Origin of the sequence: Rhizobium leguminosarum, assembly GCF_010668065.1 — a bacterium.
Classification (GTDB): Bacteria; Pseudomonadota; Alphaproteobacteria; order Rhizobiales; family Rhizobiaceae; genus Rhizobium; species Rhizobium leguminosarum_S.
Genome location: NZ_WUEN01000006.1, coordinates 260,559 through 283,509, shown reverse-complemented (window position 1 = coordinate 283,509; position 22,951 = coordinate 260,559). Strand labels below are relative to the sequence as shown.

Genomic DNA, 22,951 nt, shown 5'->3' with positions numbered 1-22,951 from the left:
ACTGACCAATTTATCTCTCATCACGCCGGTGCCGTGTTGCCGGAAACTCCTGTAGTCTTGCCTAATCATCCAGACCGGCTTGCATGGGAACCCGGTTCGCGTTTTATTATGCTCATCGATCCCGAGCATCGGATGACACACTGTGAGCAGTACCCTTCTTGAATGCGTCCGCCGCTATGCTGATGCCAATGCCGACAGGTTTGGCGTCGCGCAAACACCGATTCCGGGCCTGTTTGCCATGCGCGCGACGGCTCCGAGCGAAATGCAGTATGCGATCTCGAAGCCGCTCGTGGCGCTTGTCCTGCAGGGAGCCAAGCGCGTGACCATGGGCAGCACGACCTTTGATTTCGGCGCTGGCGACTCACTTCTCATTGCGGCCGATGTTCCGAACGTCAGTCAGATCACCCGCGCGAATGCCGGCGTGCCCTATTATTCGCTGGTGCTCGACATCGATCCAGCGGTCACGCAATCACTAGTTCTGGAGATCGGTGTTGCGCAGACCGAGACGGGCCTTCCCGTTCGCGTCGATCCGACCGAAGCGGAAGTCGCTGACGCGGCACTTCGGCTTATGCGTCTCCTTGATCGACCGCAGTCGATCGCGATCCTCCAAGACCAGTTGGTGCGGGAAATGCACTACTGGCTGCTGAGCGGCCGTCACGGAGCGGGCATTCGTGCGCTCGGCTTTGCCGACAGCCATGCCAACCGTATCGCACGGGCCGTGGCTGTCATCAGAGCCGAATACGCTGAGACGCTCCCGGTGGAACGTCTGGCTGAAGTCGCCGGGATGAGCATCTCGTCATTCCACCAGCACTTCCGCACGGTGACCTCTCTTGCGCCTTTGCAGTTCCAGAAGCAGCTCCGCCTGATCGAGGCCCGGCGGATGATGATCTCCGAGGGCGCAGCGATCAGCAATGCCGCCTATGCGGTCGGCTACGAGAGCATCCCGCAGTTCACACGCGAATATGGTCGGTTGTTCGGTTCATCTCCGGCCAAGGATGTTCGGGAGAGTATTGGGAAATCGCAAATCGCCGCTTAAGCGGATAACACGGCACATATCGAGGCTAATCGCTCATCCCCGTGAGGAGGTGGCCGCTAGCAGCGCTGCTGGTCGAGACAGGGAGAATGTTTCCTGCACACCGTGAATGATTGGCTGTACAGCTGTCAGGGTAAGGGCAGCGGTCGATAAATCGTTTGCCCGGAGTACTGGTGCGGATAGCGGTCGATGTGGTCGGCTTTCAATCCGACGCGCTCCAGCAGTTCAATGACCTTGCCGCGCCAAGCATTGCGCGGCAGGTCAACCCCGCACCCATCAAAGTGCCGACGGCCAGGCACGCGATTGGGCGACAATGGGAGCCTTCTCATCATCAGCGCCAACCAGGCCGTAAGAAGGACGACAGCACCGAGGATGGTCAGAGTGACGATATTCAAATCCATTCACCCTGCCTCTGCCGGTCATTCAATTCTTTCTGAAGTTCGGTATTGTGTCGCGAATGTGACGACGACAAACGGTTTCAAGCGGACTGCACGACTTTCTCGACATCCTGAACAGAGTGGCCCGTCAGATCCTTGGGGATTTCCAGAAGCACTTTGGCGGAAAGGAACTTGTGATAATGCTTTCGCAGTTCGCCCAGTGAACGCGGCGCCGAAATGACCACGAGATTGACAATCCCGCCCTCCAGCACCTGCTTGTTGAGGTATTGAGCGACACCAGCGGAAAATCCGTCTTCCGCCATCTGGCTTTCATCCGGGTTCGCCGAGGTGCTTCCGTGGCGACCGCCCGAGCCTTTGGCCTCGTCCTCTATGGCAACGTCAGGCAGTGCGGTTAGACTGAGTTCGGAGCCAGTCCCGGTGTTGTGATAGAGGTCTAGTTTCTCACCGTCGGTCACGGCGACGACTGTACCTTGCGGAAGTATCATTGATTTCCCATAAAGTTGGCTCGAGGCGCTTCACGAAGAATTTCGCGAACGACGAGAACGTCGCGTTTTCCGCGAAGAAGTACTAGAGACGGCGATTGTGGCTTTTCGACGTGAATTGGTGCTCCCGGTCAAGCACGTGCCACATCGCCCGCACCATATGCCGCGAACGAGGACACGCACCCTTCCCGATCTTTCTGGCTTCCCTCCATATTGAGTGGGCTCGCTGACGCGCTGCTGGGCGGTGAAGAACGTCGGCAGGACCTTGCCCTTGTCGCCGAGCAAGCAGACGAACCTGTCCGGCTTTCCGGTCTTTTCCTTCCGGGCGATGTAGGCCTCTCCAAGAATGACGGTCTTCACGGCCACATCCTCGACTTTAGTATCAGACTTGCTGATGGCGAGGCTTTCCACGTCCATGACAAGATCCCTGACCTCCGGCGAACGCTCCCGAAGAGCGAGGAGGCCTGTGTTCTTGCAGGCGTTGACGCCGGATCCTCAGTTGTCTGGGCAGATGCGCTTTCTGTAAGAAGCCCGACAGCGACGGCCGCAATGGCGAGTGCTACACGTTTCATGGTCGCTTGTTTCGTGAAAAAAAGCCCGCGACCAGCGCGGGCGAATATGGCTATGCCTTATCGACGACCTTTTTCAGGGCGTCCTTGACATCGCCCTTTGCAACTTGGGCCTTGCCCTTGGCTTCCTTTAGGGCACCCTTTGTCTGTTCCTAGAGAAAGAAGTGCCAACGTCCAGGCGCCTGGTTCCTCAGTCGATGATTCTGTTGCGGAAAGCGGCGGCGATCAAGGCAGTGTCCTTATAAACGTTGAACTCGTCCTTTAAGCGGCCGATGTGTGTGCGCACCGTATAGACGGAACAACCCAGGATCATCGCAATTTCCTGGGCGCTTTTTCCCTCGCACATGAGCGTTAGTACTTCCTTTTCACGCGGCGTTATTCGAGGCTCCATAAACCACATATGGTGCTTCCGTTGCCCCTTTGACAGCCGATTCCTGTGAACTCGACATGGCCGTCATAGGCGACTGTGATCCCAGCAAAGAGGTGCCGTCGAAGACGACGGCGGTCACGTTGTCGAACCTCCCTTGCCGTTTAGGGCATTGTGCCGCGGGCGAGCCTGACATGGATTGCTAACTTTAAAAGGCGGGGTTTGCATCAGTTCGCTCCTGCGTTCGGGGCTGGTTGCTCAGTCGATATGGCATCCGTCGTCCGTCCTGGAAGTTCCGGAGATCCGTCGGCATGTTCGATGGTGATGAGAACTGGACCGGCCTCCATCTCGCCGAACGGAGATGCAAAGGCGATCTCCGCTGCGTCACGCCCTACGCCGATGCGTACGAGACCGTCGAGATTGGCCTGCCGCGTGGCATCGAACAGCCACCATCGTCCATCGAGATATGCCTCGAAGACCGCGTGGAAATCCCGTGGCTCGAGGCCATAGGCGTAACAGGAGACGAACCGCGCGGGAATGTTGAGCGCCCGGCAGAACGCGATGCCGATATGCGAGAAGTCGCGGCAAATGCCCGCACGCTTGATGAGGCTCTCAGTGGCAGTCGTTTGCTCGTTCGAAGAGCCTCGCTGATAGTCGATGTTATCGTAAATCCAGTTACAGATCGCCGTGACCCTGCGATGTCCTTTGGGCATGGCGCCAAACTCCTTTTCCGCGAACGCAGAGAGGCGGTCAGACGGCACGAAGCGCGACGGCAGCAGGAATGGCATAATGTCGAGCGGGATGGCGTTCAACGGAACCTCGTCGATCGTGTTCGGATCGGCCCGGAAGACGTCGAGCGTGACGTCTGCCTGATATCGGACGTTCAACGGGCCGGGCTGCGCGTAGAGGCTGAAATACCGGTTGTGGATGTCGGGAACGACGTGGGCGCGCCGTTCGTGGCCAGGCGTGATAGTCAGCTGCTCGACCAGATCGTGGTGGCGCATGAGCTTCGCGACCTCTAGGTTGAAGATGAAGACCGTAGGCGACTTAACGTCGTACGATAGGTCGCAGCCTAGGGTGTAGCGGACGGTCATTGGAAGCCTATCGCGTGAGAGGTCCCTGCGAAACTCCGAAGGAACCGACAAGTTCCGACGCAGCTGTGAAGCCGCCGCCTTCGCGATCTATTCGAAGTCAACGTCGGCGACGGGTGTGTCGGGCCACTGGCTGTCGAGGCTCTCCATGTAGGGGACGCAGCCCCGCATGGACCTCAGCTATGGCCTATCGCGGCACCGCAATGTCGGGCTGGCTAGGTCGTAGTGCATTGAAATCATTACAAGCATGATACCGCCATTCAGTTCCGCGGTGGAATGGGTTGGCAGTTGTTTATCGATGGTAGATTGATTTCAGAGCGCAAATCTCCGAAATACGTGCCCCGGACGGCTTATGCGGACGAACGCATTCTGCGCCCTCGTTTTGTTACCTAGCCGGTTGCCATGAGAGTTGCATTGCCTCCGGCAGCCCAGTGTCAATCGACGTCGACACTTGCTCCAGAACGAACCTGCTTGGGGCCGCCCCCCCGCCTCGAGACCGCAGCGCTTGTCCGCCAGGCGTTGGAGACCCATGTTCGCGTGGAATCGGGAAAACGCCTCAGTGCGCTGGGAGGAACCATGCCCGACGCCAAGGCAGCTCCGCGCCGCCGGAGTACGGCGTCTAAGTGATACTCGCAGACACCTCCATTTGGATTGATCACTTCCGCTAAATGAGTGCCGAGCTGCGCTGGGTCATCGAAGGCGATCGACTACTTTGTCACCCGAGCGTCATCGGCGAACTGGCTCTTGGCAGCTTGCGGGATCGCCGCAACGTCCTAGCTTTCCTTACGGCTCAGCGCAAAGCGATCGTCGCCACGCATGACGAAGTCATGACAATGATCGATCGGCATGGCATTTTCAGCATGGGTATCGGCTACACGGATGCCCGCTTGTTGGCTTCGATCCTCCTGGAGCAGCGAGCCACGTCGTGGACAAGAGACAAGCGCTTGCGAGCAGCCGCCGAAAAGGCGGGAATTGCCCTGCATATACCGGTCGAAAGATCCCATTGAGCTCAAGCCGATCCTCCCTCGAGAGCCGGTGTTTCAGCTATGGCAGCGATCGACATGCGCTGCTCCTGGCCGGTCGAATTCTCGTGTCGACGCCCTGCCGGCCACGGCAGGGCAACCCGATGACGCGAGCTACATCGCCGGTGCTGAATTATGCGTTGACGGCGGCTTGCGGCAATTCTAAGCGGTCGCCGAAACGGTGTTTCCGATCTCGAATAGGTCGGGTACATCAAAACGCTCTCGATGACAGAACGACTTCATATTGAAGCTAGCTGAAAGAGGCAAAAGTCAATGAAATCTGCTCTGGGTGTTACGCCTATTCTGGTTTTCCTCAGCACGGTCCCGGCTTTGGTTGCCTGCTCCGCAGGCTCTGAAGTTCCCAGTGGTCGGTGTGATCCCATAGCTGCACGGGCACTTAATGGGCAACCAAAGCCGACCGACGAGCAAGCCAAGCGACGAACTGGAGCGACCATCGTACGCCAGATCGCCCCCGGCCAACCCGTCACCCATGATTACCGAGATAACAGGGTGACCTTGGAGACCGATCCCACCTCGGGCCGCGTGGTGGGGGCGACCTGTGGGTAATCGTACGAGAGAAACATGACTAAAGCGGTTCGCGCGGGTTATCGACCTTAGCGTCTTTTACGGGCGCTTGCGCCGAAAAGTCTGAATTTTTTATTCGACCAGAGCGGTACCAGTTTGTCCTCGGCAGTCGAATGCCCCGACCGCTGAGAGTTCAAGACTGGATATCTGATCTAGGCATGAAATTCTGAGAGAAGCGGCCCTGGAAGGCTCGGAAATCTCCTATGCGCCGGAATCGTTCGCCCGGAACTTCCTGGCCGTCCCGAAGCTCGCGGCTGTTCTAGCGGACTGGTCACCGTGCCGTCGGCTCTTCGGGTATTCATCGACTTTCTCCAGGAGAGAAGCCGGCGGTCGCAGTCGCAAAAGGGTGAGATTTGATTTAGTCCCGATTGCCTGGATTGGCGCCTTCGAAGAACGCCGTTCAGCCCGGCATGAGTTTGCGGCAATCATTCCATAGTGGTCATGAACGCAGGGACCTGCTGCTCGAAGAACTTAGAGAAAGACGCGATGCGCGGCGGCAGCGACTGGTATGGCGGATAGTAGAGGGTCAGCCATAGATCCGGCGGCGACCAGTTTTTCAGAATATGAACCAGCCGCCCGGTGCGCAGATGCTCGGCGATATGGAATTTAGGCAGCATGGCGACACCGAGCCCGTCGGCCGCCATGCTCGCCAGGACTTCGCCGCTGTTGGCGCTGAACGCCCGCCCCGCTGAGATGTTGGCACTGCCGCTACCGTCCGACAACACCCAGTTTTCCCGCCGGCTCTCGCCGCTATATGCTAGGCAGTCGTCTGGGGTCAGCTCGCTTGGATGCTTCATTTCCGTAAATCGGCTGCCTGGCGCAGCCACCAGGATACGCCGGACCATGCTGATTTTCCTCCAGATCGTGAACTTGTCGGACGGCGCCGCAGAGATCCGGATCGCGAGGTCGTAGTCGTCGTCGATAATGTTGACGAGCGCGTCAGCGAGTGAAATCTCAAAACTTATCTTCGGGTACAACTCTTTGAAACCGGCCAGGATCGGGGGCAGAGCCTGCTGCCCGAACCAGGTCGGTGCACTGATCCGCAGGCGACCATGGTCAGCCTTGTGCGTGTTCATGAGGTCGGCACGTGCCTTCTCCAACGCCTCCATCGCCGGCTTAATCTGGGCTGCATAGATCGCACCGTCGGTCGTCAATGAAACCTGCCGTGTCGTCCGCACGAAAAGCTGCACTCCCAACTCGTTCTCGAGTGCGGCAATCGCTCTGGTGACCGCCGCCGGCGTCATATCGAGCTCCCGCGCGACTTGCGCGAAATTGCGCTTTTCCGCAGCCATCAAGAACGTCCTAAGCGCCCTATAGTCGTTCATTTATTATTTCATCCTGAGCAATTCACTCGAAATCTTTATTGCAATTCCGGAGAGCAGGCAAGCGAACTAGATTTCAAGCACGCACAACGAACGACATCGGCGATGAAAGGAAAACATCATGATCAAGGATATCAAAGGGCTGCACCACGTCACCTCGATGGCTTCGGACGCCCGTCAGAACAATGCGTTCTTCACCGACACACTCGGGCTTCGCCGTGTGAAGAAGACCGTGAACTTCGACGACCCGGCGGTCTACCACCTCTACTACGGTGACGAGAACGGCACTCCCGGCACAGTCATGACCTACTTCCCTTTTCCCGACGTGATGCGCGGCCGCGCAGGCGTTGGCGAAGTCAGCGAAACGCAGTTCGCAGTCCCCAGGGGCTCGCTCTCGTTCTGGCAGGATCGACTGTCTGCAAAGGGAGCCGACAACCTGCAAACCGACACTGCCTTCGGCGCTGCCCGCCTCCTGTTCAAAGGGCCTGATGGCGAAGGGTTTGCCCTTGTCGAAGCGGAAAACGACGGTCGCAAGGCCTGGGACGGCGCCGGCATCGACGAAAGCGTCGGCATCCGCGGCTTTACCGGTGCCAAGTTTCGCCTGCATGACGCCGCTGCCACGTCCGAACTGCTCGGTTTCATGGGTTACCAGCGTGTCGAGACGGATGGCGATGTCACCCGCTTCGTCATCCCCGGCGGCAATGGTGCGGATACGATCGATCTCGAGGTTCTTCCGAAAATGCCTTTCGCAAGGCAGGGCGCGGGTTCGGTGCATCACATCGCTTTCGCCGTCGAGAACCGCGCAAAGCAGCTCGAGGTCCGCAAGGCCCTGATGGATACTGGATACCAGGTGACACCTGTCATCGACCGCGATTACTTCTGGGCCATCTACTTCCGGACACCCGGCGGCGTGCTCTTCGAAATCGCCACGAACGAACCCGGCTTCGACCGGGACGAAGACACGGCACATCTTGGCGAGGTCTTAAAATTGCCGGCACGCTACGAGCCCTATCGTGACCAGATCGAAGCCGGCCTGACCCCGCTCGCCGCCTGAGGTCGCTTTCCAACAATACGGCGGCATAACTTTCAAGACGTGCCGCCTTCCCTGCCCCATTACCTACCTTCAACCTAGTCAAAGGAAGACACGAGATGTCCAGCAAGCTTCAGGTCCTCACCCCGCAGAACAGTCAGATCATCTTCATCGACCAGCAGCCGCAGATGGCCTTCGGTGTTCAGTCGATCGACCGCCAGGTCTTGAAGAACAACGTCGTCGGTCTTGCCAAAGCGGCCAAGATCTTCAACATCCCGACCACCATCACCACCGTCGAGACCGACAGCTTTTCGGGCAACACTTTCCCGGAACTGCTCGCGGTCGTTCCTGAGAACGATATCCTCGAGCGCACGTCGATGAACTCCTGGGACGACCAGAACGTCCGGGACGCGCTTGCCAAGCATGCCGCCGACGGCCGCAAAAAGGTCGTGGTCGCGGGTCTGTGGACCGAGGTTTGCAACACGACTTTCGCGCTCTCCTGCATGAACGACACCGACTATGAAATCTACATGGTCGCAGATGCCTCCGGCGGCACCTCCGTCGATGCGCACAAATATGCGATGGACCGCATGGTGCAGGCCGGCGTCGTTCCGGTCACCTGGCAGCAGGTCCTTTTGGAATGGCAGCGCGACTGGGCCCGCAAGGAAACCTATGACGCGGTCACGTCGCTGGTGAAGGAGCATTCCGGCGCCTACGGCATGGGCATCGACTATGCCGTCACCCACGTCCACGGCGGCGCCGAGCGGGTCAGCCATGGCAAGCGTATCGGCCCGAATCCCGCGAAGTAGAACCGTCATTACACCGGCAGGCCGCCGCCTGCCGGTGTGAACTGCTTCTCCCCAAGCAAAGGTGATCCGCGATGAAAATCTATCTCCTGTCCCTCGGTGCCGGCCTGCTGGTGGGCGTGATCTACAGCCTGCTCAATGTCCGCTCGCCTGCCCCGCCCGTGGTCGCGCTTATCGGGCTGCTCGGCATCCTTGTCGGCGAGCAGCTCGTGCCCCTGGCAAAGAGCATCTGGGCCCGCGAGCCTGCCGCCGTCTCCTGGCTTCACCAGATAAAGCCGCACATGTTCGGGCACCTCCCGAAGGGCGGCGAAAACGTGGTGGCGGTGAACCCGCCCCGTCAAGATTCGACATCGAGGAAAAGCTGATGACGACGCGCCGCACATTCCTGGGCGCAGCATCGAGCCTCGCCTTTTCGAACCTGTTTTCGACGGCCAATGCCGCCGATCCCACCAAAACCGGAGCCGCCGCCATGCACGCCGACATCGTCCTTCACAACGGCTTGATCACAACGCTTGATCGCACAAATCCGAGCGCCACCGCAGTGGCCGTCAAGGACGGTCTGTTCCTGGAGGTCGGCAGCGACAGCGACATCATGGCGCTGGCTGGGCCTGATACAAGGATCGTCGACCTCAAGGGCAAGCGCGTGCTGCCCGGCCTGATTGACAACCACACCCACGTTGTGCGGGGCGGCCTTAACTTCAACATGGAACTCCGCTGGGACGGTGTTCGGTCGCTTGCCGATGCGATGGACATGTTGAAGCGACAGGTCGCCATCACCCCGGCTCCGCAATGGGTGCGTGTCGTCGGCGGCTTCACCGAGCATCAGTTTGCCGAAAAACGCCTGCCGACGATCGACGAGATCAACGCGATCGCACCTGACACCCCGGTCTTCCTGCTCCATCTCTATGACCGGGCCTTGCTGAACGCTGCGGCACTCAGGGCTGTGGGCTACACGAAGGACACGCCGAACCCTCCCGGTGGCGAGATTACGCACGACGCCAACGGCAATCCCACCGGCCTGCTACTGGCCAAGCCAAACGCCGGCATCCTTTATTCGACACTCGCCAAGGGACCGAAACTACCCTTCGATTACCAGGTGAATTCCACCCGCCATTTCATGCGGGAACTGAATCGGCTGGGCATCACCGGCGTCATCGATGCGGGCGGCGGATTTCAGAACTATCCAGACGACTATGCAGTCATCCAAAAACTATCGGACGAACATCAGCTGACCGTCCGGCTTGCCTACAACCTCTTCACCCAGAAGCCGAAGCAGGAGAAAGAGGATTTCCTCAACTGGACGGCCTCAGTCAAATATAAGCAGGGCAACGATTATTTTCGTCACAACGGCGCGGGCGAGATGCTGGTGTTTTCCGCCGCCGACTTCGAGGATTTCCGTCAACCACGGCCCGAAATGGCGCCGGAAATGGAAGGCGAACTTGAGGAAGTGGTTCGCGTGCTTGCCGAGAACCGTTGGCCCTGGCGCATGCATGCCACCTATGACGAGACCATCTCCCGTTCGCTCGACGTCTTCGAGAAGGTCAACAAGGACATTCCGCTCGAAGGTTTGAACTGGTTCTTCGACCATGCCGAAACGATCTCGGATCGTTCGATCGACCGGATCGCGGCGCTCGGCGGCGGCATCGCAACTCAGCACCGCATGGCCTATCAGGGCGAATATTTCGTTGAGCGCTACGGCCACGGTGTCGCCGAAGCCACTCCGCCGATCCGGCGCATGCTCGACAAGGGTGTCAACGTCTCGGCCGGCACGGATGCGACCCGCGTTGCCTCCTATAACCCCTGGGTCTCGCTGTCCTGGATGGTCACCGGCAAGACTGTCGGCGGCATGCAGCTCTACCCGCGTGCCAATTGTCTCGACCGTGAGACGGCGCTGCGGATGTGGACCGAAAAGGTCACCTGGTTCTCCAACGAGGAGGGCAAGAAGGGGCGCATCGAAAAGGGCCAGTTTGCCGATCTCGTCGTCCCGGACAAGGACTTCTTCGCCTGCGCCGAGGACGAGATTTCGTTCCTGACGTCGGACCTCACCATGGTGGGCGGCAAGATCGTCTACGGTGCCGGCACTTTTGCCACCCTGGATGAAAGCGACATTCCGCCCGCCATGCCGGACTGGTCACCGGTTCGCAAGTTCGGCGGTTATGCCGCCTGGGGCGAGCCCGACGGTGCAGGCAGACACTCGCTGCGCCGTACGGCGATCACCTCCTGCAGCTGCGCCATCGATTGCGGTGTCCATGGCCACGATCATGCCAGTGCCTGGACATCGAAGCTGCCCATTGCCGACCTGAAGGGCTTCTTTGGCGCCCTTGGCTGCTCCTGCTGGGCCGTCTGAGAACGCGGCCTATCGATACAAGCTCCTGTCCGGCACGATCTGGAGAGGGGCTTCCCGCAAACGAAGAGGCCAGGCGAAATGGCCGCAGCCCGGAGAAATCATGTCCGCTATTCCACTCGTTGAACCGGCTCAGCCAGTCGTTCAGATGATCGATCGACAAGACGGTCTCGCCTTTTGGCGTCGGGTCGACGGATCGTCAGCTCCTTCTCGGCAACATGGTCGCGCTGGCAAGGACAGAGAAAGCATTCAAGCTCCCGGTGATCGCTTCAACGTCGGCGCGATCACAAGTGTTTTGAGGATACTCCTATGACGACCATACATGCTCGAGAAACCTTCAGCTTCGCCGGCAAGGCCTTCGTCGCCGAATTCCTGGCATTGCTCGCGCTCTGCTCCGCCTACATCCAGGGTCCGCTGACGAAGGTTTTCGACTTCCAGGGGGCAGTCGCCGAGATGAACCATTTCGGGCTGGCTCCGGCGCCACTTTTTGCAGTCGGCGTGCCGATCTTCGAACTCGCCATGTCCGCCCTCATCCTTTCGGGGCGCTTGCGCTGGCTGGGAGCTCTTGCCCTGGCGATATTCACATTGATGGCGACATTCCTTGCCCTGCGGTTCTGGGAGATCCCGGCCGGATTCGAGCATTCGGCAGCCATGAACGGCTTCTTCGAGCACGTCGGTCTTAGCGGTGCCTTCGTCTTCGTTGCTATTTTTGACCTGCGCAAACGCGCGAGAGGAAAATAGAGCGCATCGTCCTATGCCTGCCATGATGACGTCAAATCCCTCCATTGCTGAGCCGTCCTTGCGGCCAACAAAGCCGGGCTGAGATCTTGAAAACGCACCGCGCTGGCGAGATCCACGAGGCCGTCATGCGACAGCTCGAGTATGAACTCGACCTCAAAAAAATGGCGGCGCGAAATCGCCGGTAGCCAGCGATCGAAAATACTTGCCCGGCGGACTTTCGCGGCCCTATTATTGCGAAAATGGCAATTCAATTGACGGAATTATTGCAATTTTCCACCTTTGACGCTTGGACCACTATCCCTTCACAGACAGATGCCCGCCGGAACCGACCTAACCATGAGGATGTATCCATGAGTTTTCCATCAGCTGGATTGAAATTCGCCGTCGCCGTTGCCGTAGCCACGATCATGGCCTCTTCTGCTACAGCCGCAGGGGCTGCCGGCAAGAACGTGGCGGTTGGCGCGCAATACGACACGACCCATGTCTATGTTCCGGTCACCGACGTCGATGCCTTCGCGGCGAGCTTCGTCGCCACGTTCGGCGGTGCATCGACCAAGCAGATCGTCGCCACGGTGACGCCGACACCGAGCAGCACGACCTCGCAACTGATCCAAACGCCCGCGGGCACAGTCTCGCTGTTCGGATTCAAGACGCCGATCCCCTATCCCTTCGGCAAGGAACGGACAGGATACCTCGTGACGGACATGGACCGGGCGATCCGCGATGCTCGAAATGCCGGAGCCTCAGTCATTGTCGATGCCTTCCCTGACCCGATCGGCCGCGATGCCGTCATCCAATGGCCGGGCGGCATCAACATGCAGCTCTACTGGCACACCAAGGCGCCGGATTATCCCAAGTTCGATACGGTCCCTGAAAACAGAATATATGTTTCAAAGGATTCCGTCGGCGCCTTCATTGATGATTTCCTGACCTTCTCGAAGGGCAAAATCGTCTCCGACGACAGAAGGGCACCCGGCGTCGAGATCGGTCGCCAGAGCGACACCTACCGGCGCGTCCGTATCACATCGGACTTCGGCAACATGTCGATCCTCGTAACCGATGGCCACCTTCCTTACCCCTATGGCTATGAGACCACCGGTTACGCGGTGAAGGAGCTCGATTCAACCCTCGCAAAGGCCACCGCTTCCGGCGCGACCGTGCTCGTCCAGCCTTACAAGGCAGACAAGCGTCAGGCAGCCATCGTTCAGTTCCCCGGCGGGTACATCGCCGAGATCCACGCACAACTTGTCTCGGAATAACCGACCGCTCGGGCCTGGTGTGGCGGCGGACGACCAAGGATGCCGTCCATGTCGGTGGGACATCGAGGGGCGCTTACATCGAGGCATGCGTAGACAACGCCTTCAATACCAACCTAGCGGGTGCCATCGAGGCCATTCCTTAAGAGGTCGGCTAAACGACCCGCCAGGCCGGCGGCCACAATAAAAGCTGTCTCGGCGCCAAGCCGAGACTCTCCCGCAGCGGGACGGCAAAGGAAAAGCACGTATGAAAAAAATCTCTCTCGCAACAGTCTTGAGCTTCGACGCCGGATATGTCGATACAGCAGGCTTTCTGGCGCTTCAGGGGCTGTTCACGGCGCATGTCACAGGCAATTTCGTGACATTCGGCGCAGCCGTCGTGCTCGGCACGTCCGGGATCATCGCCAAGCTTCTCGCTCTGCCGGTCTTCTGCGCTGTCATCCTCGTAACCAGACTGGCGAGCTTCTGGCTCGCCGGGCGCAAATACCCGGTTTTAAGCACGATGATGAGGGTGAAGCTTCTGTTGCTGGTCGTGGCGGCAGTCCTTGCGGTTTCCTATGGTCCTTTCCCGAAGGGAGACGGATGGCCGGCGATCCTGACGGGGATGGTGCTGGTGGCCGCGATGGCTATCCAGAACGCCGCCCATAAGATCCATCTGGCGAAGGCACCACCGACGACGATGATGACCGGCAACACCACCCAGATCATGATCGATTTGGCTGATGTCATTCGCGGCGAAAGCCTGGAAGCGAAAAATGCAGCCAAGAAGCGGATGATCAAGATGCTGACGAGCGTCTGCGCATTCGCCCTCGGCTGCGGTGTCGCCGCCGCGGCCTTCATGTGGCTTGGCATCTGGTGCCTTGCGATCCCGCCACTGCTCGGTCTCTTGGCGCTGATCGCCGAGATCGAGACACCGGAAGGCGACGCGAAATAGCTGCTCACCCGCGATCGGCGGCGAACATTTTCCACCCCCACCTCAATCAAGGAGACAAGAGAATGGGCTACATCACCACCAAGGACGGCGTCGAGATCTTTTATAAGGATTGGGGGCGGAAGGATGCCCAGCCGATTGTCTTTCACCATGGCTGGCCTCTGTCGTCGGACGACTGGGACGCGCAGATGCTGTTCTTCCTGTCTAAGGGTTACCGCGTCGTCGCCCATGACCGTCGGGGTCACGGCCGTTCGGCACAGGTTTCCGACGGACACGACATGGACCACTATGCCGCCGACGCCTTCGCTGTCGTCGAAGCGCTCGATCTGAAGAATGCCGTTCATATCGGCCATTCGACCGGCGGGGGAGAAGTCGCCCGCTACGTCGCAAAATACGGCCAGCCGGCCGGGCGCGTCGCCAAGGCGGTCCTGGTTTCCGCCGTACCGCCGCTGATGCTGAAGACCGAGACAAATCCCGCTGGCGTTCCGCTGGAAGTGTTCGACGGCATCCGTAAGGGCGTCGCCGAAAACCGCGCGCAGCTGTTCATCGACTTCCCCACCGGTCCGTTCTATGGCTTCAACCGGTCCGACGCGAAGGTCTACCCGGGCGTCATCCAGAATTGGTGGCGCCAAGGCATGATGGGCAGCGCCAAGGCCCATTACGATGGGATCAAGGCCTTCTCCGAAACCGATCAGACGGAAGACTTGAAGGCAATCACCGTTCCGACGCTCGTCATGCATGGCGATGACGATCAGGTCGTGCCGATCGACAATGCCGGCCGGCTGTCGGCAAAACTGCTGCAGAACGGCACCTTGAAAGTCTACAACGGCTATCCGCACGGCATGTTGACCACCCATGCCGATGTCCTGAATGCCGATCTTCTGGCATTCGTCGAAGCCTGATCCGTCAGTCCGGGTGCGGCTTCAGTGCCGCATCCGGACCGCGCAAAACGCGTCTGAAGCTGTTTTCACCATGATGTTATCGGCGACTTTCCTTGAAACCGAGGTCGAGTGAAAAGATCGCGTTGCAGCGTCGCTCCAACTTCAACTCGCCTAGTGCCGATTGCGTGAGCGCCACTCCGCCGGAGCCACTCCCACAGTCTTCGAGAAGGTGTCGATGAATGTGTCCTCATCAGCAAAACCGCACGCCGCGGCCACCTGCGCGATGGTATCACCGGTCCTGCTCAGCTGTGATTTAGCCCTGGTCATCCGGTACGCCGACATCCATTCGCTAACGGACTGCCCGGTTGCATTCAAGAAGCCTGAACAGAGCTCATTCACCGAAAAACCTGTGGCGTCGGCAATCTGATCGACGGTCATGTTGGCCGACAGGTTTGCGGCCATGTACGTCTTGATGCGCTTTTCCTGCAGGGGAGACAGCCGACCGCTCGTCGACAGTCGCTGCGCGGGTGAGCGTCCGTAACGATGGGCGAGATGGGCGTTCAGCGCCAGCCCTATATGAGGAAGCAACTGATCCCTGACTTCGTCCGGCATGTCAAACATCGGCATCAGTGCTCCACCAATGTTGCGGATCACCTGATCGTCGATCCCTCGGCAGGTCGCGAGGTCTTCGACGTGCGGTTCGCCTGCTTCCTCGGCGAGCTCGGCAAAGTGAGAGTTCGGGATATGAAAGGCAAGCGCCTCGAAATGACCACCAACCGAGATCGCGGCGCCATGCCTCAGACTGATGAGACAGACGGAACCCTTGGGATAGGTCTTCAAAGGTGTGACGGTCTGGTCCGCACAGATGTCGCGATGATCGACATCGACGAGATAAAGCATGACCAGGAAGGCATCATCGGCCGGGAGGAAGACGGGATGCCCCGCACCTTCATAAACGTGGTCAAGATGAACGACAGAGAGCTTCGCCTCGCGAAGAGGCCTGATAACCAGGGCCCTCGCAGCACTGATGCCAAAACATGCTGCAATCCTGTCGCTGACCGCCAACGCTTCACTCAAATGTGTCTCGATCCTCCGGGCTGGGAACGGTATAGCCCGACCGTGGCGATGCCACGATTTGCGAGTTTCTATACATCTTCGAAGCATCTATCTTGCACAAAAGCATCCTCGTCGATGAGATTCGGCGAATTTCCAGAAGGCTGCGCTGAAGGGCTGAGCCGCGAGATTGGCCTTAGAAAAACGAAAGCTGGGCGTCTTGGTTCCTATGTCCGACAACCACGTGAAATCACTCGGCGCAACGGCAACCGACACCTTCGGATGTCCACTAAAACAGTTGTCGATCAACCAGGCGCTGGCAGGGTCCGATATTGCGGTCTTTCGCAAGGGAACGAGCGTCTTGGGGCTCGATCAGGTCAAGACAACGGCAAGCGACCGGGGGTTCGTCGTTGGTGTCTCATCGATCGGCGGTCACACACGGCGCATCCATCACCAACATCATGTGACGACCCACGACTTTGCGGAGAACTCGATCTACATTCGCGATCTGTCCGAGGCCTACAAGGCAGATCTAAGCGGTTCTTTCGATTTTCTCCTGTTCGAAATTTCGCCTGCGGCTCTCATCCGGATTGCCGATGGTGCGGAACTTTCCGGCATCACCTCGCTCGCGGCCGAAACCGGTTCGAAAGACATCGTGCTTGCCAACCTCGCTCGGGCGCTGATCCCGGCACTCGAAAAACCGGAGGAGGCAAGCGCGCTGTTCATCGACCAGATGACCACTGCCATCGGAACCTACCTGGTTCAACGCTATGGCGGCCGGGCCGTTGCAACTCCCAACAAATCACGAAGCCTGTCGCGCACGCACGAGCATCTGGCGAAAACTCTGCTTCTCGAAAACCTTGACGGGGACATCTCGATCGAGCAAGTGGCGCAGGCCTGCAATCTGTCTCGCGGCTATTTCATTCGCGCCTTTCGCGAGACGACGGGCATGACGCCATATCAATGGCTTCTCAGCCAACGAATAGATCGCGCCCGCACCCTGCTGCGTACTTCAAATGCTCCGCTCGCCGAAGTGGCGATCGCCTGCGGCTTCGCCGATCAAAGCCACTTCACAAGGGTTTTCGCAACTGTCGTTGGCGCAACGCCCGGCAATTGGCGGCGTAACGTGTAGTCTATTTGAAACGGACCCGACCAAGGAATTACAGCTGACCGGCAGAGCAGAAGGCAGGACAATCGGGCTTGTGTCCTGCTGTTCGGTCCGCCAGACGAGCACCAGGCCGGAGCGGAAGCGAGTTTAAGATGGGGATCTTGGCAGCTTGCGGGATCGCCGCAACGTCCTAACTTTCCTTACGGCCCAGAGCGAAGCGATCGTCGCCACGCATGACGAAGTCATGACAATGATCGATCGACATGGCATTTTCAGCATGGGTATCGGCTACACGGATGCCCACTTGTTGGCTTCGATCCTCCTGGAGCAGCGAGCCACGTCGTGGACAAGAGACAAGCGCTTGCGAGCAGCCGCCGAAAAGGCGGGAACTACCCTGCATATACCGGTCGAAAGATCCCATTGAGTGCTCAAGCCGATCCTCCCTCGAGAGGCGGTGTTCAGCTATAGCGGTGATCGTGCGCTGCTTCTGGCCGGTCGAATTCTCCCGTCGACGCCCTGCCGGCCACGGCAGGGCAACCTCCAAACAATGAGCATACCAGGCGAAGGCGCGTCCGCGCCGGCGCCAGTTCGCGCACGGCTTGACCGGTTAAAAGGGCAGCCGCAGGAGAGTTAGCGGAGCGCCGCTCAACGAGCGGAACCCGGGACCGACTGCCCCCGGCAAGCCGTTCCGCTTGAGTGGTACCCGTGGGCATCCCTCGCCTCACCGGCCCGGCCGTGCCAGTGACCGTGCGATATCGACGATGTCGTCACGCGAGGCGGTTGGAACGACAAATAGGGCTTCTGCAAAATTCCTGATTTTTTGATGCGGATGATTGTGCGAAGAGCGGACTTGCCGCAGTCGACTAAACTTGCGTGCCTAGAATGAGCTGCTGATGGTCAAAGGATCGGCGTCTGCAATCTTGTCGTGTCCGGCAGCAAAGTCGTATAACGCGCCATGACGTCTGATTCAAAGATTTTTGTCGGCCTGAGACCGACGCGAAACAAACCGGCTGAACATCGCGAAACAAGTGGCCCGAGATGCCAATGGGACGGATGCGACAAACAAGGCATGCATCGCGCCCCCGTGGGAGCGGATGCTGAGGGACTGTACCTGCTGTTTTGCCGTAGCCACGCAAAAGAGTATAGCGAAGGCTACAATTACGTGACGAAGCTCTCGAACCCCGTCACGGCCCGCTATCAGAGGGAAGCGGCAAGTGGGAGCCGCCCTAGCTGGGGAGTTAGAGTCAATCACTCTTCTGGAACGCCCCTCCCCTCCTCAATTCGCTCCGGGACCGCGAAGACGATCAATGCAAGAAAAAACGCCACTCAAAGGCAAGCGGCAAGAGTTGCCCTTCAATCCCGCAAACCTAGGGTGCTAGAAGCAAAAGCATTCCAAACGCTCGCTCTCTCACCGGACGCAACGCCGGATGAAATTAGAAGCCGGTACAAGCAGAAGCTTAAGATGCACCATCCCGACGCAAACGATGGAGATCGCGCGTCAGAGGAGATTCTGCAGGCGACGATCGATGCCTATAAAATCCTGAAGCTCAATGGCTTCTGTTAGGTGCGATACACACTGGCCGCCTTGAACCGATACGAACCGGTGATACCCTACCCAAGTCGGCTACATGACTGATTTGATTACCACTAAGATTTTTGCTAATCTTCGGACCCATTCTCCCGAAGTTATGCGCGCAAGCGACCGACGCATGGCCTCATATGCCATCGCTAACCATCTCTGGCTTGATGCGCGCAATCGGCACGGATATGCGCGGTCATCTGAAGCGGGGGATGTCCCTTGATGATATCGCGCGGCACTGAAGCATTTCACGTCAGATACTGGTACCCGAACTGGGTTTAAGCGACATGAAAACGCGCCTGTCGCACATGTGGCTGATGTGGCGCCGAGCGCGACGGGTGTGCGGACATTGCATCGATAAAGGTCGAGGGTGTCTCTAGATATTGCTCCAGCTTGTCCTCTCTCATCAATGATACGAACAACGCGCACGACTTTGCCTGACAGTTAATCGATCTGTTTGGATTAAATTCGATGTCTGTAAAACCATCATACCGCTTCTCACCGTCCACACGATTTTTGAGCCATTGGCGGTGTGGGAAAATTGCGTTGAGATAGAGCCAGTCGTAAAACACCGTCGTAGGTTCTAGGGGAAATCGAAATCCATTGTATTCGAAACCAGTGAGGGCTCCAGAACTGCGAAGGCGCGGGTCCCGTTTCGCTTCTCTTGGATCAACGTCATAGAGCTCAGTATAGGGGCCACCGTGCTCAAACACCTTGCTGCCTTGAAAGGCGTTCTCAAGCGGCATCTCGCCGCCATCGCTGGTAACTCGGAGATGAAACGCACTCAGGTGACGTCCCGCCACCTCGTCGGATTTGGTCGAAACCTCCAGGAGAGATTCATATCCAGCGGCCTTGGCGGCGTCATGGAGCGAACGAATGTTCTTCTTTTTTTGAACCTCGGCAAACCCGCCCGCCCACGGAATCTCGAAATCGATGCGCCTGACGTAGCCATCTTCCTCAGACGTGGGAACGAAGATCGGTCTCTCTGCCATGCTATATGTTCCTTATATAGGCGAGCGGAATGACATGAGGGACAAGCACCTCATATTTCTCCACTTGGGAAAGACGCGCTTTAATGGCAGGGTCTTTCCAGTCTGTTCGAGTGTACAAAACTTCGAAGTCAATGAGAGCTTCAGCATCTGCAATCGCAACTGATTCGACCCCGGCCTTGTTCGCTACGTCATTCGTGAAGCGGACACCGTCAAACTGCATGACCGACGGGTGGATTTGCAAAAAGATTGTGTCCGTAATCCGCCCCTCCTGACGTGCCACAAATTCCATAGGATGGGAGCTGCGAAAGCAGAGATGGACGTAGTTGCCCATTCCCTTTAACGCGTCCGCGTCCCGGCTCCACTCATTGCCACCAGGTGCAGGAACCTTGACCCTTCTCTGATCAAGCTGCGCCAAAGGGTAGAGACCCCCATCTCCTTGATGATCGATAGGTTTCTCCGGTCAGTAAAATGATAAAGTAGAGGCACTTTCTCTAGACTATCAATAGCCATTCATCCTCCGAAGGACCACTGTCTGGTCTCATTCAGAAGAATGTTAATGGAAAACGCCCACAATTCGAAGTGCGAAAAACACAGATGTATCATTTACCTCAGTCTTGCAGGGAGACCAAACGGCTGTAGGGGCCCATCAACATCAGCCGACAAGGATCGTTCTACCTCTAGCAATTTCTGACGCTTCTCCGCCAGCTTATCGACGAAGGCGAAGGTGCCGGCTCTCCGCGACTTTTAGGACGCCAGACGACGCTGGCATGCCTCCAGCCGCTGGCGATAACCCTCGCGCGCCAAACCCGTTGAGTTCATTTTCGAGTTGGAAGATGGGCCCGCGATGCGCCGGGTCGCGGTTTCGATCTCCCGTTCCGCTTCATGGATGTGGCGCCGCACCGCATACTGGTCATCATGGCCTGCTCGCAACCACTCCAGGCGGCCTATATCGGTTTCAAGTCCTGTTTCTGCATATCGCTCATCGCTACTGGCGAACGCCTTTGTCATGGCGAACTGCCTTGCCTGCCCCTCGCCCATGTCTTCCAGACGCAGGATCGACGGGTCGCCGGAAAGCGCCGCCCCTAGGGATGACTGTGGCTGGCATAGATTGGCAGCCGGCATTAGCAGCAGTTTGACTTCTTATCTGTCGTTTGCTATCGGTACATGTCAATTGGTGGGTTCAGACATGGCAAACGAGACATCTTGGCTTTCGCTCGAAGATACTGCTTCCTACCTCGGCATGGGGAAGACTGCTCTTTACGCGTTGGCACGCGAGGGCAAGATCCCTGCGCGGAAGCTGGGCAAGAAGTGGACATTCGAAAAAGCGGGCCTGGATGCCTGGGTTCGGTCGAGTCGCCCTCTGCAGGCATTCTTTCTCGACTTGGAATTCAAGATCGATGGGAACGAGAACCTGCGCGACCCGCAGAGGGAAGGCTACCTTCGGACGTATGAGTTTTTCAGAGCTGGCAAGAATAAGGCGATACTGCAGATACCTGTCGGGTGCGGCAAAACGGGCCTAGCGACAATCTTGCCTTTGGGCCTCGCAGAGGGCCGAGTCATCGTGATCGCGCCGAATCTGACGATACGTGACGGCTTGTATGAAGCGATGGACATCACCAACCGTCAAAAGTGTTTCTGGCGGAAAGCGGCAGTGCTGAGCCAAGATCAGATGATCTCAGGTCCCCTGGCGACGACCCTGGATAGCGGGAACATTACGGTCGCTTCCAAGTCGCACGTGGTGATCACGAATGTGCAACAGCTTGCAACCAACGTGGACAAGTGGTTGACGCAGTTCCCCGATGATTTCTTTGACATGATCATCGTCGATGAAGCCCACCACAGTGCCGCGGCAAGCTGGCAGCGCGTCATTGAGAGGTTCCCGAAAGCGAAGGTTGTCTTGCTGACCGCCACACCGTTTCGCAGCGATCGTCAGGAGTTGGACGGCCAACTCGTGTTCCGGTACCCATTCAGAAACGCGACTTTGAAGGGCTACATCAAGCGACTGAAGGCGAGCTACGTCGCGCCATCGACCATCCAGCTTAGCTTCACCGATGAGGGCGGAAGAACTTACACACTCGCCGAAGTCGAGAAGCTTAAGGAAGAGGATTGGTTCAGCCGTGGCGTCGCTCTGGCGCGGGTTTGCAACCAGCATATCGTCGACAGCAGTCTTCAGAAGCTCGAGGAGCTTCGACAGAGTGGGACACAACATCAGCTCATCGCGGTCGCGTGCTCGATCAATCACGCGAAGGAAATCCGCTCACTGTATCAGGAGCGCGGCTTCACGGCCGATGTGATACACAGCAAGCAATCCTCCGACGAACAGGCCGACATCCTGGCGGCACTGCGTAATGGGACGCTCGATTGTATCATCCAAGTTCAGATGCTCGGCGAAGGTTTTGACCACCCAAAACTGAGCGTAGCCGCCATTTTCAGGCCGTTTCGCACGCTCGCACCATACATCCAGTTCGTCGGTCGAGTGATGCGTGTGGTGGTGCAGAACGATCCTACCCACCCGGATAATATGGGGCACATCGTTACGCATCTCGGCATGAACCTCGATCAGCGGCTGAAGGAGTTTAAAGACTTCGAGAATGACGACCAGTCATTTTGGGACAAGGTGATCGGTGGAGAGGAGCCGGAGGTTCCGCAGGAGGTGCTGGATGGAACCAAACGGCTCCGCGCCGGAGAAAACGTGGTCGTCCATGGTGAAATCGTAGAATCGCTTTGGGAGGAGGACTTCACCAGCCTCGAGGACGCTCAGATCGTGGAAGACATTCGCGAGCGTTTCAAACTCCTAGGGCTTGACCCAAGCCAGGTCGAAGAAATGGTGAAGCGAGCGATCAAATCGCCGCTGCGCAAACAAGCCCCGACGGCCCCGTTCCTTGTTCAGCCGCAACGGGAGTGGGAGGAGGCGAGAAAAAGACTTAACGAGCAGTCGAAACGCTTGGCAACGTTGCTGCTCAATCTTGTTGAGTTGAATGTGAATGGGACGGAACTGACCTACAAGTACCGCTCGCTCAAGCTCTCTGGGCGAACAAATTTTATCTCGGCACTGACGATGGTCAATCACGAGATTAACAAGCGTCTGGGAAAAGACCGGGGCGAAGCATCGATTGAAGAGTTCCGAGAGATACTCGATAATTTAGACGATATATTGCAAACGCTGGCCCGCCGAGTCCGAAAGGCAAAGTCTGATTATGACAAAGAAAATACCTAGGGGGCCCACTCCATCGCTTATTGGTGGCGCCAATGGACGGCCACGCAGGGTCGACGTGTTGCGTAAGGGCAAATGCTACCGCTGTGAGGATACGCTGCCATCCGGCACGCAGTGCATTGAGATTCCGAAGCTAGGCACCGGGTT

At 58.1% G+C, this 22,951-nt stretch carries 24 protein-coding genes and 2 pseudogenes; 16 read left to right on the top strand and 10 right to left on the bottom strand.

Annotated features, from left to right (window positions below; all coding sequences use genetic code 11):
• The first annotated feature begins 142 nt into the window (after positions 1-142).
• A complete protein-coding gene (locus tag GR198_RS19380; RefSeq protein WP_164069408.1) occupies positions 143-1,036 on the top strand; it encodes an AraC family transcriptional regulator in 894 nt (297 codons plus the stop codon).
• A 125-nt stretch (positions 1,037-1,161) separates the two neighbouring features.
• On the opposite strand, the gene GR198_RS35445 is transcribed toward GR198_RS19380, so the two are convergent.
• The 5 genes from GR198_RS35445 to GR198_RS19355 all read right to left on the bottom strand — a co-directional run bounded on the left by GR198_RS35445 (position 1,162) and on the right by GR198_RS19355 (position 3,943).
• Positions 1,162-1,434, bottom strand: a complete 273-nt coding sequence (locus GR198_RS35445) for a hypothetical protein (protein ID WP_204337166.1) — start codon at positions 1,432-1,434, stop codon at positions 1,162-1,164.
• A gap of 77 nt (positions 1,435-1,511) precedes the next feature.
• Entirely contained in the window at positions 1,512-1,916 is a 405-nt protein-coding gene (locus tag GR198_RS19370) for a host attachment family protein (RefSeq protein ID WP_164069407.1), read from the bottom strand.
• A 30-nt stretch (positions 1,917-1,946) separates the two neighbouring features.
• Entirely contained in the window at positions 1,947-2,330 is a 384-nt protein-coding gene (locus tag GR198_RS35910) for a hypothetical protein (RefSeq protein ID WP_246711110.1), read from the bottom strand.
• Between the two features lie 342 nt (positions 2,331-2,672).
• Complete coding sequence (locus GR198_RS19360; RefSeq protein ID WP_409514055.1) at positions 2,673-2,882, bottom strand: response regulator transcription factor; 210 nt, start codon at positions 2,880-2,882, stop codon at positions 2,673-2,675.
• A 194-nt stretch (positions 2,883-3,076) separates the two neighbouring features.
• Positions 3,077-3,943: a transglutaminase-like domain-containing protein gene (locus tag GR198_RS19355; RefSeq protein ID WP_164069406.1), complete on the bottom strand. Its 867-nt coding sequence runs from the start codon at positions 3,941-3,943 to the stop codon at positions 3,077-3,079.
• A gap of 489 nt (positions 3,944-4,432) precedes the next feature.
• On the opposite strand from GR198_RS19355, the pseudogene GR198_RS19350 reads away from it, so the two are divergent.
• From GR198_RS19350 to GR198_RS19340, 3 genes and pseudogenes are all read left to right on the top strand, one after another.
• Positions 4,433-4,567: pseudogene (locus tag GR198_RS19350) on the top strand (type II toxin-antitoxin system VapB family antitoxin); the annotation flags it as partial.
• A 41-nt stretch (positions 4,568-4,608) separates the two neighbouring features.
• A complete protein-coding gene (locus GR198_RS19345) occupies positions 4,609-4,947 on the top strand; it encodes a type II toxin-antitoxin system VapC family toxin (RefSeq protein WP_204337165.1) in 339 nt (112 codons plus the stop codon).
• Positions 4,948-5,235: 288 nt separating this feature from the next.
• Entirely contained in the window at positions 5,236-5,529 is a 294-nt protein-coding gene (locus tag GR198_RS19340) for an I78 family peptidase inhibitor (protein WP_164069405.1), read from the top strand.
• A 443-nt stretch (positions 5,530-5,972) separates the two neighbouring features.
• Here GR198_RS19340 and GR198_RS19335 read toward each other — a convergent pair whose 3' ends face one another.
• Positions 5,973-6,872, bottom strand: coding sequence for a LysR family transcriptional regulator (locus tag GR198_RS19335; RefSeq protein WP_164069404.1), 900 nt, complete (start codon positions 6,870-6,872; stop codon positions 5,973-5,975).
• Between the two features lie 118 nt (positions 6,873-6,990).
• Here GR198_RS19335 and GR198_RS19330 point away from each other — a divergent pair, with 118 nt between their 5' ends.
• The 8 genes from GR198_RS19330 to GR198_RS19295 all read left to right on the top strand — a co-directional run bounded on the left by GR198_RS19330 (position 6,991) and on the right by GR198_RS19295 (position 14,879).
• Positions 6,991-7,923 (top strand): ring-cleaving dioxygenase, encoded by a 933-nt coding sequence (locus GR198_RS19330; protein WP_164069403.1) that lies wholly within the window; start codon positions 6,991-6,993, stop codon positions 7,921-7,923.
• A 95-nt stretch (positions 7,924-8,018) separates the two neighbouring features.
• Complete coding sequence (locus GR198_RS19325; protein ID WP_164069402.1) at positions 8,019-8,708, top strand: hydrolase; 690 nt, start codon at positions 8,019-8,021, stop codon at positions 8,706-8,708.
• Positions 8,709-8,779: 71 nt separating this feature from the next.
• Positions 8,780-9,070, top strand: coding sequence for a XapX domain-containing protein (locus tag GR198_RS19320; protein WP_164069401.1), 291 nt, complete (start codon positions 8,780-8,782; stop codon positions 9,068-9,070).
• The gene (locus GR198_RS19315; RefSeq protein ID WP_164069400.1) at positions 9,070-11,052 is read left to right on the top strand and encodes an amidohydrolase; all 1,983 of its coding nucleotides are present in this window, start codon (positions 9,070-9,072) and stop codon (positions 11,050-11,052) included. The genes GR198_RS19320 and GR198_RS19315 overlap by 1 nt, the downstream gene beginning before the upstream one ends.
• Positions 11,053-11,358: 306 nt before the next feature.
• Positions 11,359-11,790: a DoxX family protein gene (locus GR198_RS19310; RefSeq protein ID WP_164069399.1), complete on the top strand. Its 432-nt coding sequence runs from the start codon at positions 11,359-11,361 to the stop codon at positions 11,788-11,790.
• Positions 11,791-12,140: 350 nt separating this feature from the next.
• Positions 12,141-13,049 (top strand): glyoxalase, encoded by a 909-nt coding sequence (locus GR198_RS19305; RefSeq protein ID WP_164069398.1) that lies wholly within the window; start codon positions 12,141-12,143, stop codon positions 13,047-13,049.
• 244 nt (positions 13,050-13,293) lie between these two features.
• Positions 13,294-13,980, top strand: coding sequence for a YoaK family protein (locus tag GR198_RS19300; RefSeq protein ID WP_064653214.1), 687 nt, complete (start codon positions 13,294-13,296; stop codon positions 13,978-13,980).
• Positions 13,981-14,042: 62 nt separating this feature from the next.
• A complete protein-coding gene (locus GR198_RS19295) occupies positions 14,043-14,879 on the top strand; it encodes an alpha/beta fold hydrolase (RefSeq protein ID WP_064653212.1) in 837 nt (278 codons plus the stop codon).
• Between the two features lie 150 nt (positions 14,880-15,029).
• On the opposite strand, the gene GR198_RS19290 is transcribed toward GR198_RS19295, so the two are convergent.
• Positions 15,030-15,923: a helix-turn-helix transcriptional regulator gene (locus GR198_RS19290; RefSeq protein ID WP_164069437.1), complete on the bottom strand. Its 894-nt coding sequence runs from the start codon at positions 15,921-15,923 to the stop codon at positions 15,030-15,032.
• A 286-nt stretch (positions 15,924-16,209) separates the two neighbouring features.
• On the opposite strand from GR198_RS19290, the gene GR198_RS19285 reads away from it, so the two are divergent.
• The 3 genes and pseudogenes from GR198_RS19285 (at position 16,210) to GR198_RS19275 (ending at position 18,583) form a co-directional block, all read left to right on the top strand.
• Positions 16,210-17,043, top strand: a complete 834-nt coding sequence (locus GR198_RS19285; protein WP_164069436.1) for a helix-turn-helix domain-containing protein — start codon at positions 16,210-16,212, stop codon at positions 17,041-17,043.
• 136 nt (positions 17,044-17,179) lie between these two features.
• Positions 17,180-17,443 (top strand): annotated as a pseudogene (locus GR198_RS35900) (type II toxin-antitoxin system VapC family toxin); the annotation flags it as partial.
• A 531-nt stretch (positions 17,444-17,974) separates the two neighbouring features.
• Entirely contained in the window at positions 17,975-18,583 is a 609-nt protein-coding gene (locus GR198_RS19275) for a J domain-containing protein (protein ID WP_164069397.1), read from the top strand.
• A gap of 293 nt (positions 18,584-18,876) precedes the next feature.
• Here the strand turns inward: GR198_RS19275 and GR198_RS19270 are convergent, their stop codons facing one another.
• From GR198_RS19270 to GR198_RS19260, 3 genes are all read right to left on the bottom strand, one after another.
• Positions 18,877-19,590: a DarT1-associated NADAR antitoxin family protein gene (locus GR198_RS19270; RefSeq protein ID WP_164069396.1), complete on the bottom strand. Its 714-nt coding sequence runs from the start codon at positions 19,588-19,590 to the stop codon at positions 18,877-18,879.
• Between the two features lies 1 nt (position 19,591).
• On the bottom strand, positions 19,592-20,038 hold the full coding sequence (locus tag GR198_RS19265) for a DarT ssDNA thymidine ADP-ribosyltransferase family protein (protein WP_312876458.1): 447 nt from the start codon (positions 20,036-20,038) through the stop codon (positions 19,592-19,594).
• Positions 20,039-20,334: 296 nt separating this feature from the next.
• Positions 20,335-20,712 carry a hypothetical protein gene (locus GR198_RS19260; protein WP_164069394.1) on the bottom strand — a complete coding sequence of 126 codons (378 nt, stop codon included), beginning with the start codon at positions 20,710-20,712 and terminating at the stop codon, positions 20,335-20,337.
• Between the two features lie 64 nt (positions 20,713-20,776).
• On the opposite strand from GR198_RS19260, the gene GR198_RS19255 reads away from it, so the two are divergent.
• Positions 20,777-22,807, top strand: coding sequence for a DEAD/DEAH box helicase (locus GR198_RS19255; RefSeq protein WP_164069393.1), 2,031 nt, complete (start codon positions 20,777-20,779; stop codon positions 22,805-22,807).
• The last annotated feature ends 144 nt before the right edge of the window (positions 22,808-22,951 follow it).

Excerpts from the sequence above, each read along its gene's own strand:
- GR198_RS35445 (WP_204337166.1), bottom strand. The coding sequence starts at position 1,434 with ATGGATTTGAATATCGTCACTCTGACCATCCTCGGTGCTGTCGTCCTT.
- GR198_RS19370 (WP_164069407.1), bottom strand. The coding sequence starts at position 1,916 with ATGATACTTCCGCAAGGTACAGTCGTCGCCGTGACCGACGGTGAGAAA.
- GR198_RS35910 (WP_246711110.1), bottom strand. The coding sequence starts at position 2,330 with ATGGACGTGGAAAGCCTCGCCATCAGCAAGTCTGATACTAAAGTCGAG.
- GR198_RS19360 (WP_409514055.1), bottom strand. The coding sequence starts at position 2,882 with ATGTGGTTTATGGAGCCTCGAATAACGCCGCGTGAAAAGGAAGTACTA.
- GR198_RS19355 (WP_164069406.1), bottom strand. The coding sequence starts at position 3,943 with ATGACCGTCCGCTACACCCTAGGCTGCGACCTATCGTACGACGTTAAG.
- GR198_RS19345 (WP_204337165.1), top strand. The coding sequence starts at position 4,609 with ATGAGTGCCGAGCTGCGCTGGGTCATCGAAGGCGATCGACTACTTTGT.
- GR198_RS19340 (WP_164069405.1), top strand. The coding sequence starts at position 5,236 with ATGAAATCTGCTCTGGGTGTTACGCCTATTCTGGTTTTCCTCAGCACG.
- GR198_RS19335 (WP_164069404.1), bottom strand. The coding sequence starts at position 6,872 with ATGAACGACTATAGGGCGCTTAGGACGTTCTTGATGGCTGCGGAAAAG.
- GR198_RS19330 (WP_164069403.1), top strand. The coding sequence starts at position 6,991 with ATGATCAAGGATATCAAAGGGCTGCACCACGTCACCTCGATGGCTTCG.
- GR198_RS19325 (WP_164069402.1), top strand. The coding sequence starts at position 8,019 with ATGTCCAGCAAGCTTCAGGTCCTCACCCCGCAGAACAGTCAGATCATC.
- GR198_RS19320 (WP_164069401.1), top strand. The coding sequence starts at position 8,780 with ATGAAAATCTATCTCCTGTCCCTCGGTGCCGGCCTGCTGGTGGGCGTG.
- GR198_RS19315 (WP_164069400.1), top strand. The coding sequence starts at position 9,070 with ATGACGACGCGCCGCACATTCCTGGGCGCAGCATCGAGCCTCGCCTTT.
- GR198_RS19310 (WP_164069399.1), top strand. The coding sequence starts at position 11,359 with ATGACGACCATACATGCTCGAGAAACCTTCAGCTTCGCCGGCAAGGCC.
- GR198_RS19305 (WP_164069398.1), top strand. The coding sequence starts at position 12,141 with ATGAGTTTTCCATCAGCTGGATTGAAATTCGCCGTCGCCGTTGCCGTA.
- GR198_RS19300 (WP_064653214.1), top strand. The coding sequence starts at position 13,294 with ATGAAAAAAATCTCTCTCGCAACAGTCTTGAGCTTCGACGCCGGATAT.
- GR198_RS19295 (WP_064653212.1), top strand. The coding sequence starts at position 14,043 with ATGGGCTACATCACCACCAAGGACGGCGTCGAGATCTTTTATAAGGAT.
- GR198_RS19275 (WP_164069397.1), top strand. The coding sequence starts at position 17,975 with ATGACGTCTGATTCAAAGATTTTTGTCGGCCTGAGACCGACGCGAAAC.
- GR198_RS19270 (WP_164069396.1), bottom strand. The coding sequence starts at position 19,590 with ATGGCAGAGAGACCGATCTTCGTTCCCACGTCTGAGGAAGATGGCTAC.
- GR198_RS19260 (WP_164069394.1), bottom strand. The coding sequence starts at position 20,712 with ATGCCGGCTGCCAATCTATGCCAGCCACAGTCATCCCTAGGGGCGGCG.
- GR198_RS19255 (WP_164069393.1), top strand. The coding sequence starts at position 20,777 with ATGGCAAACGAGACATCTTGGCTTTCGCTCGAAGATACTGCTTCCTAC.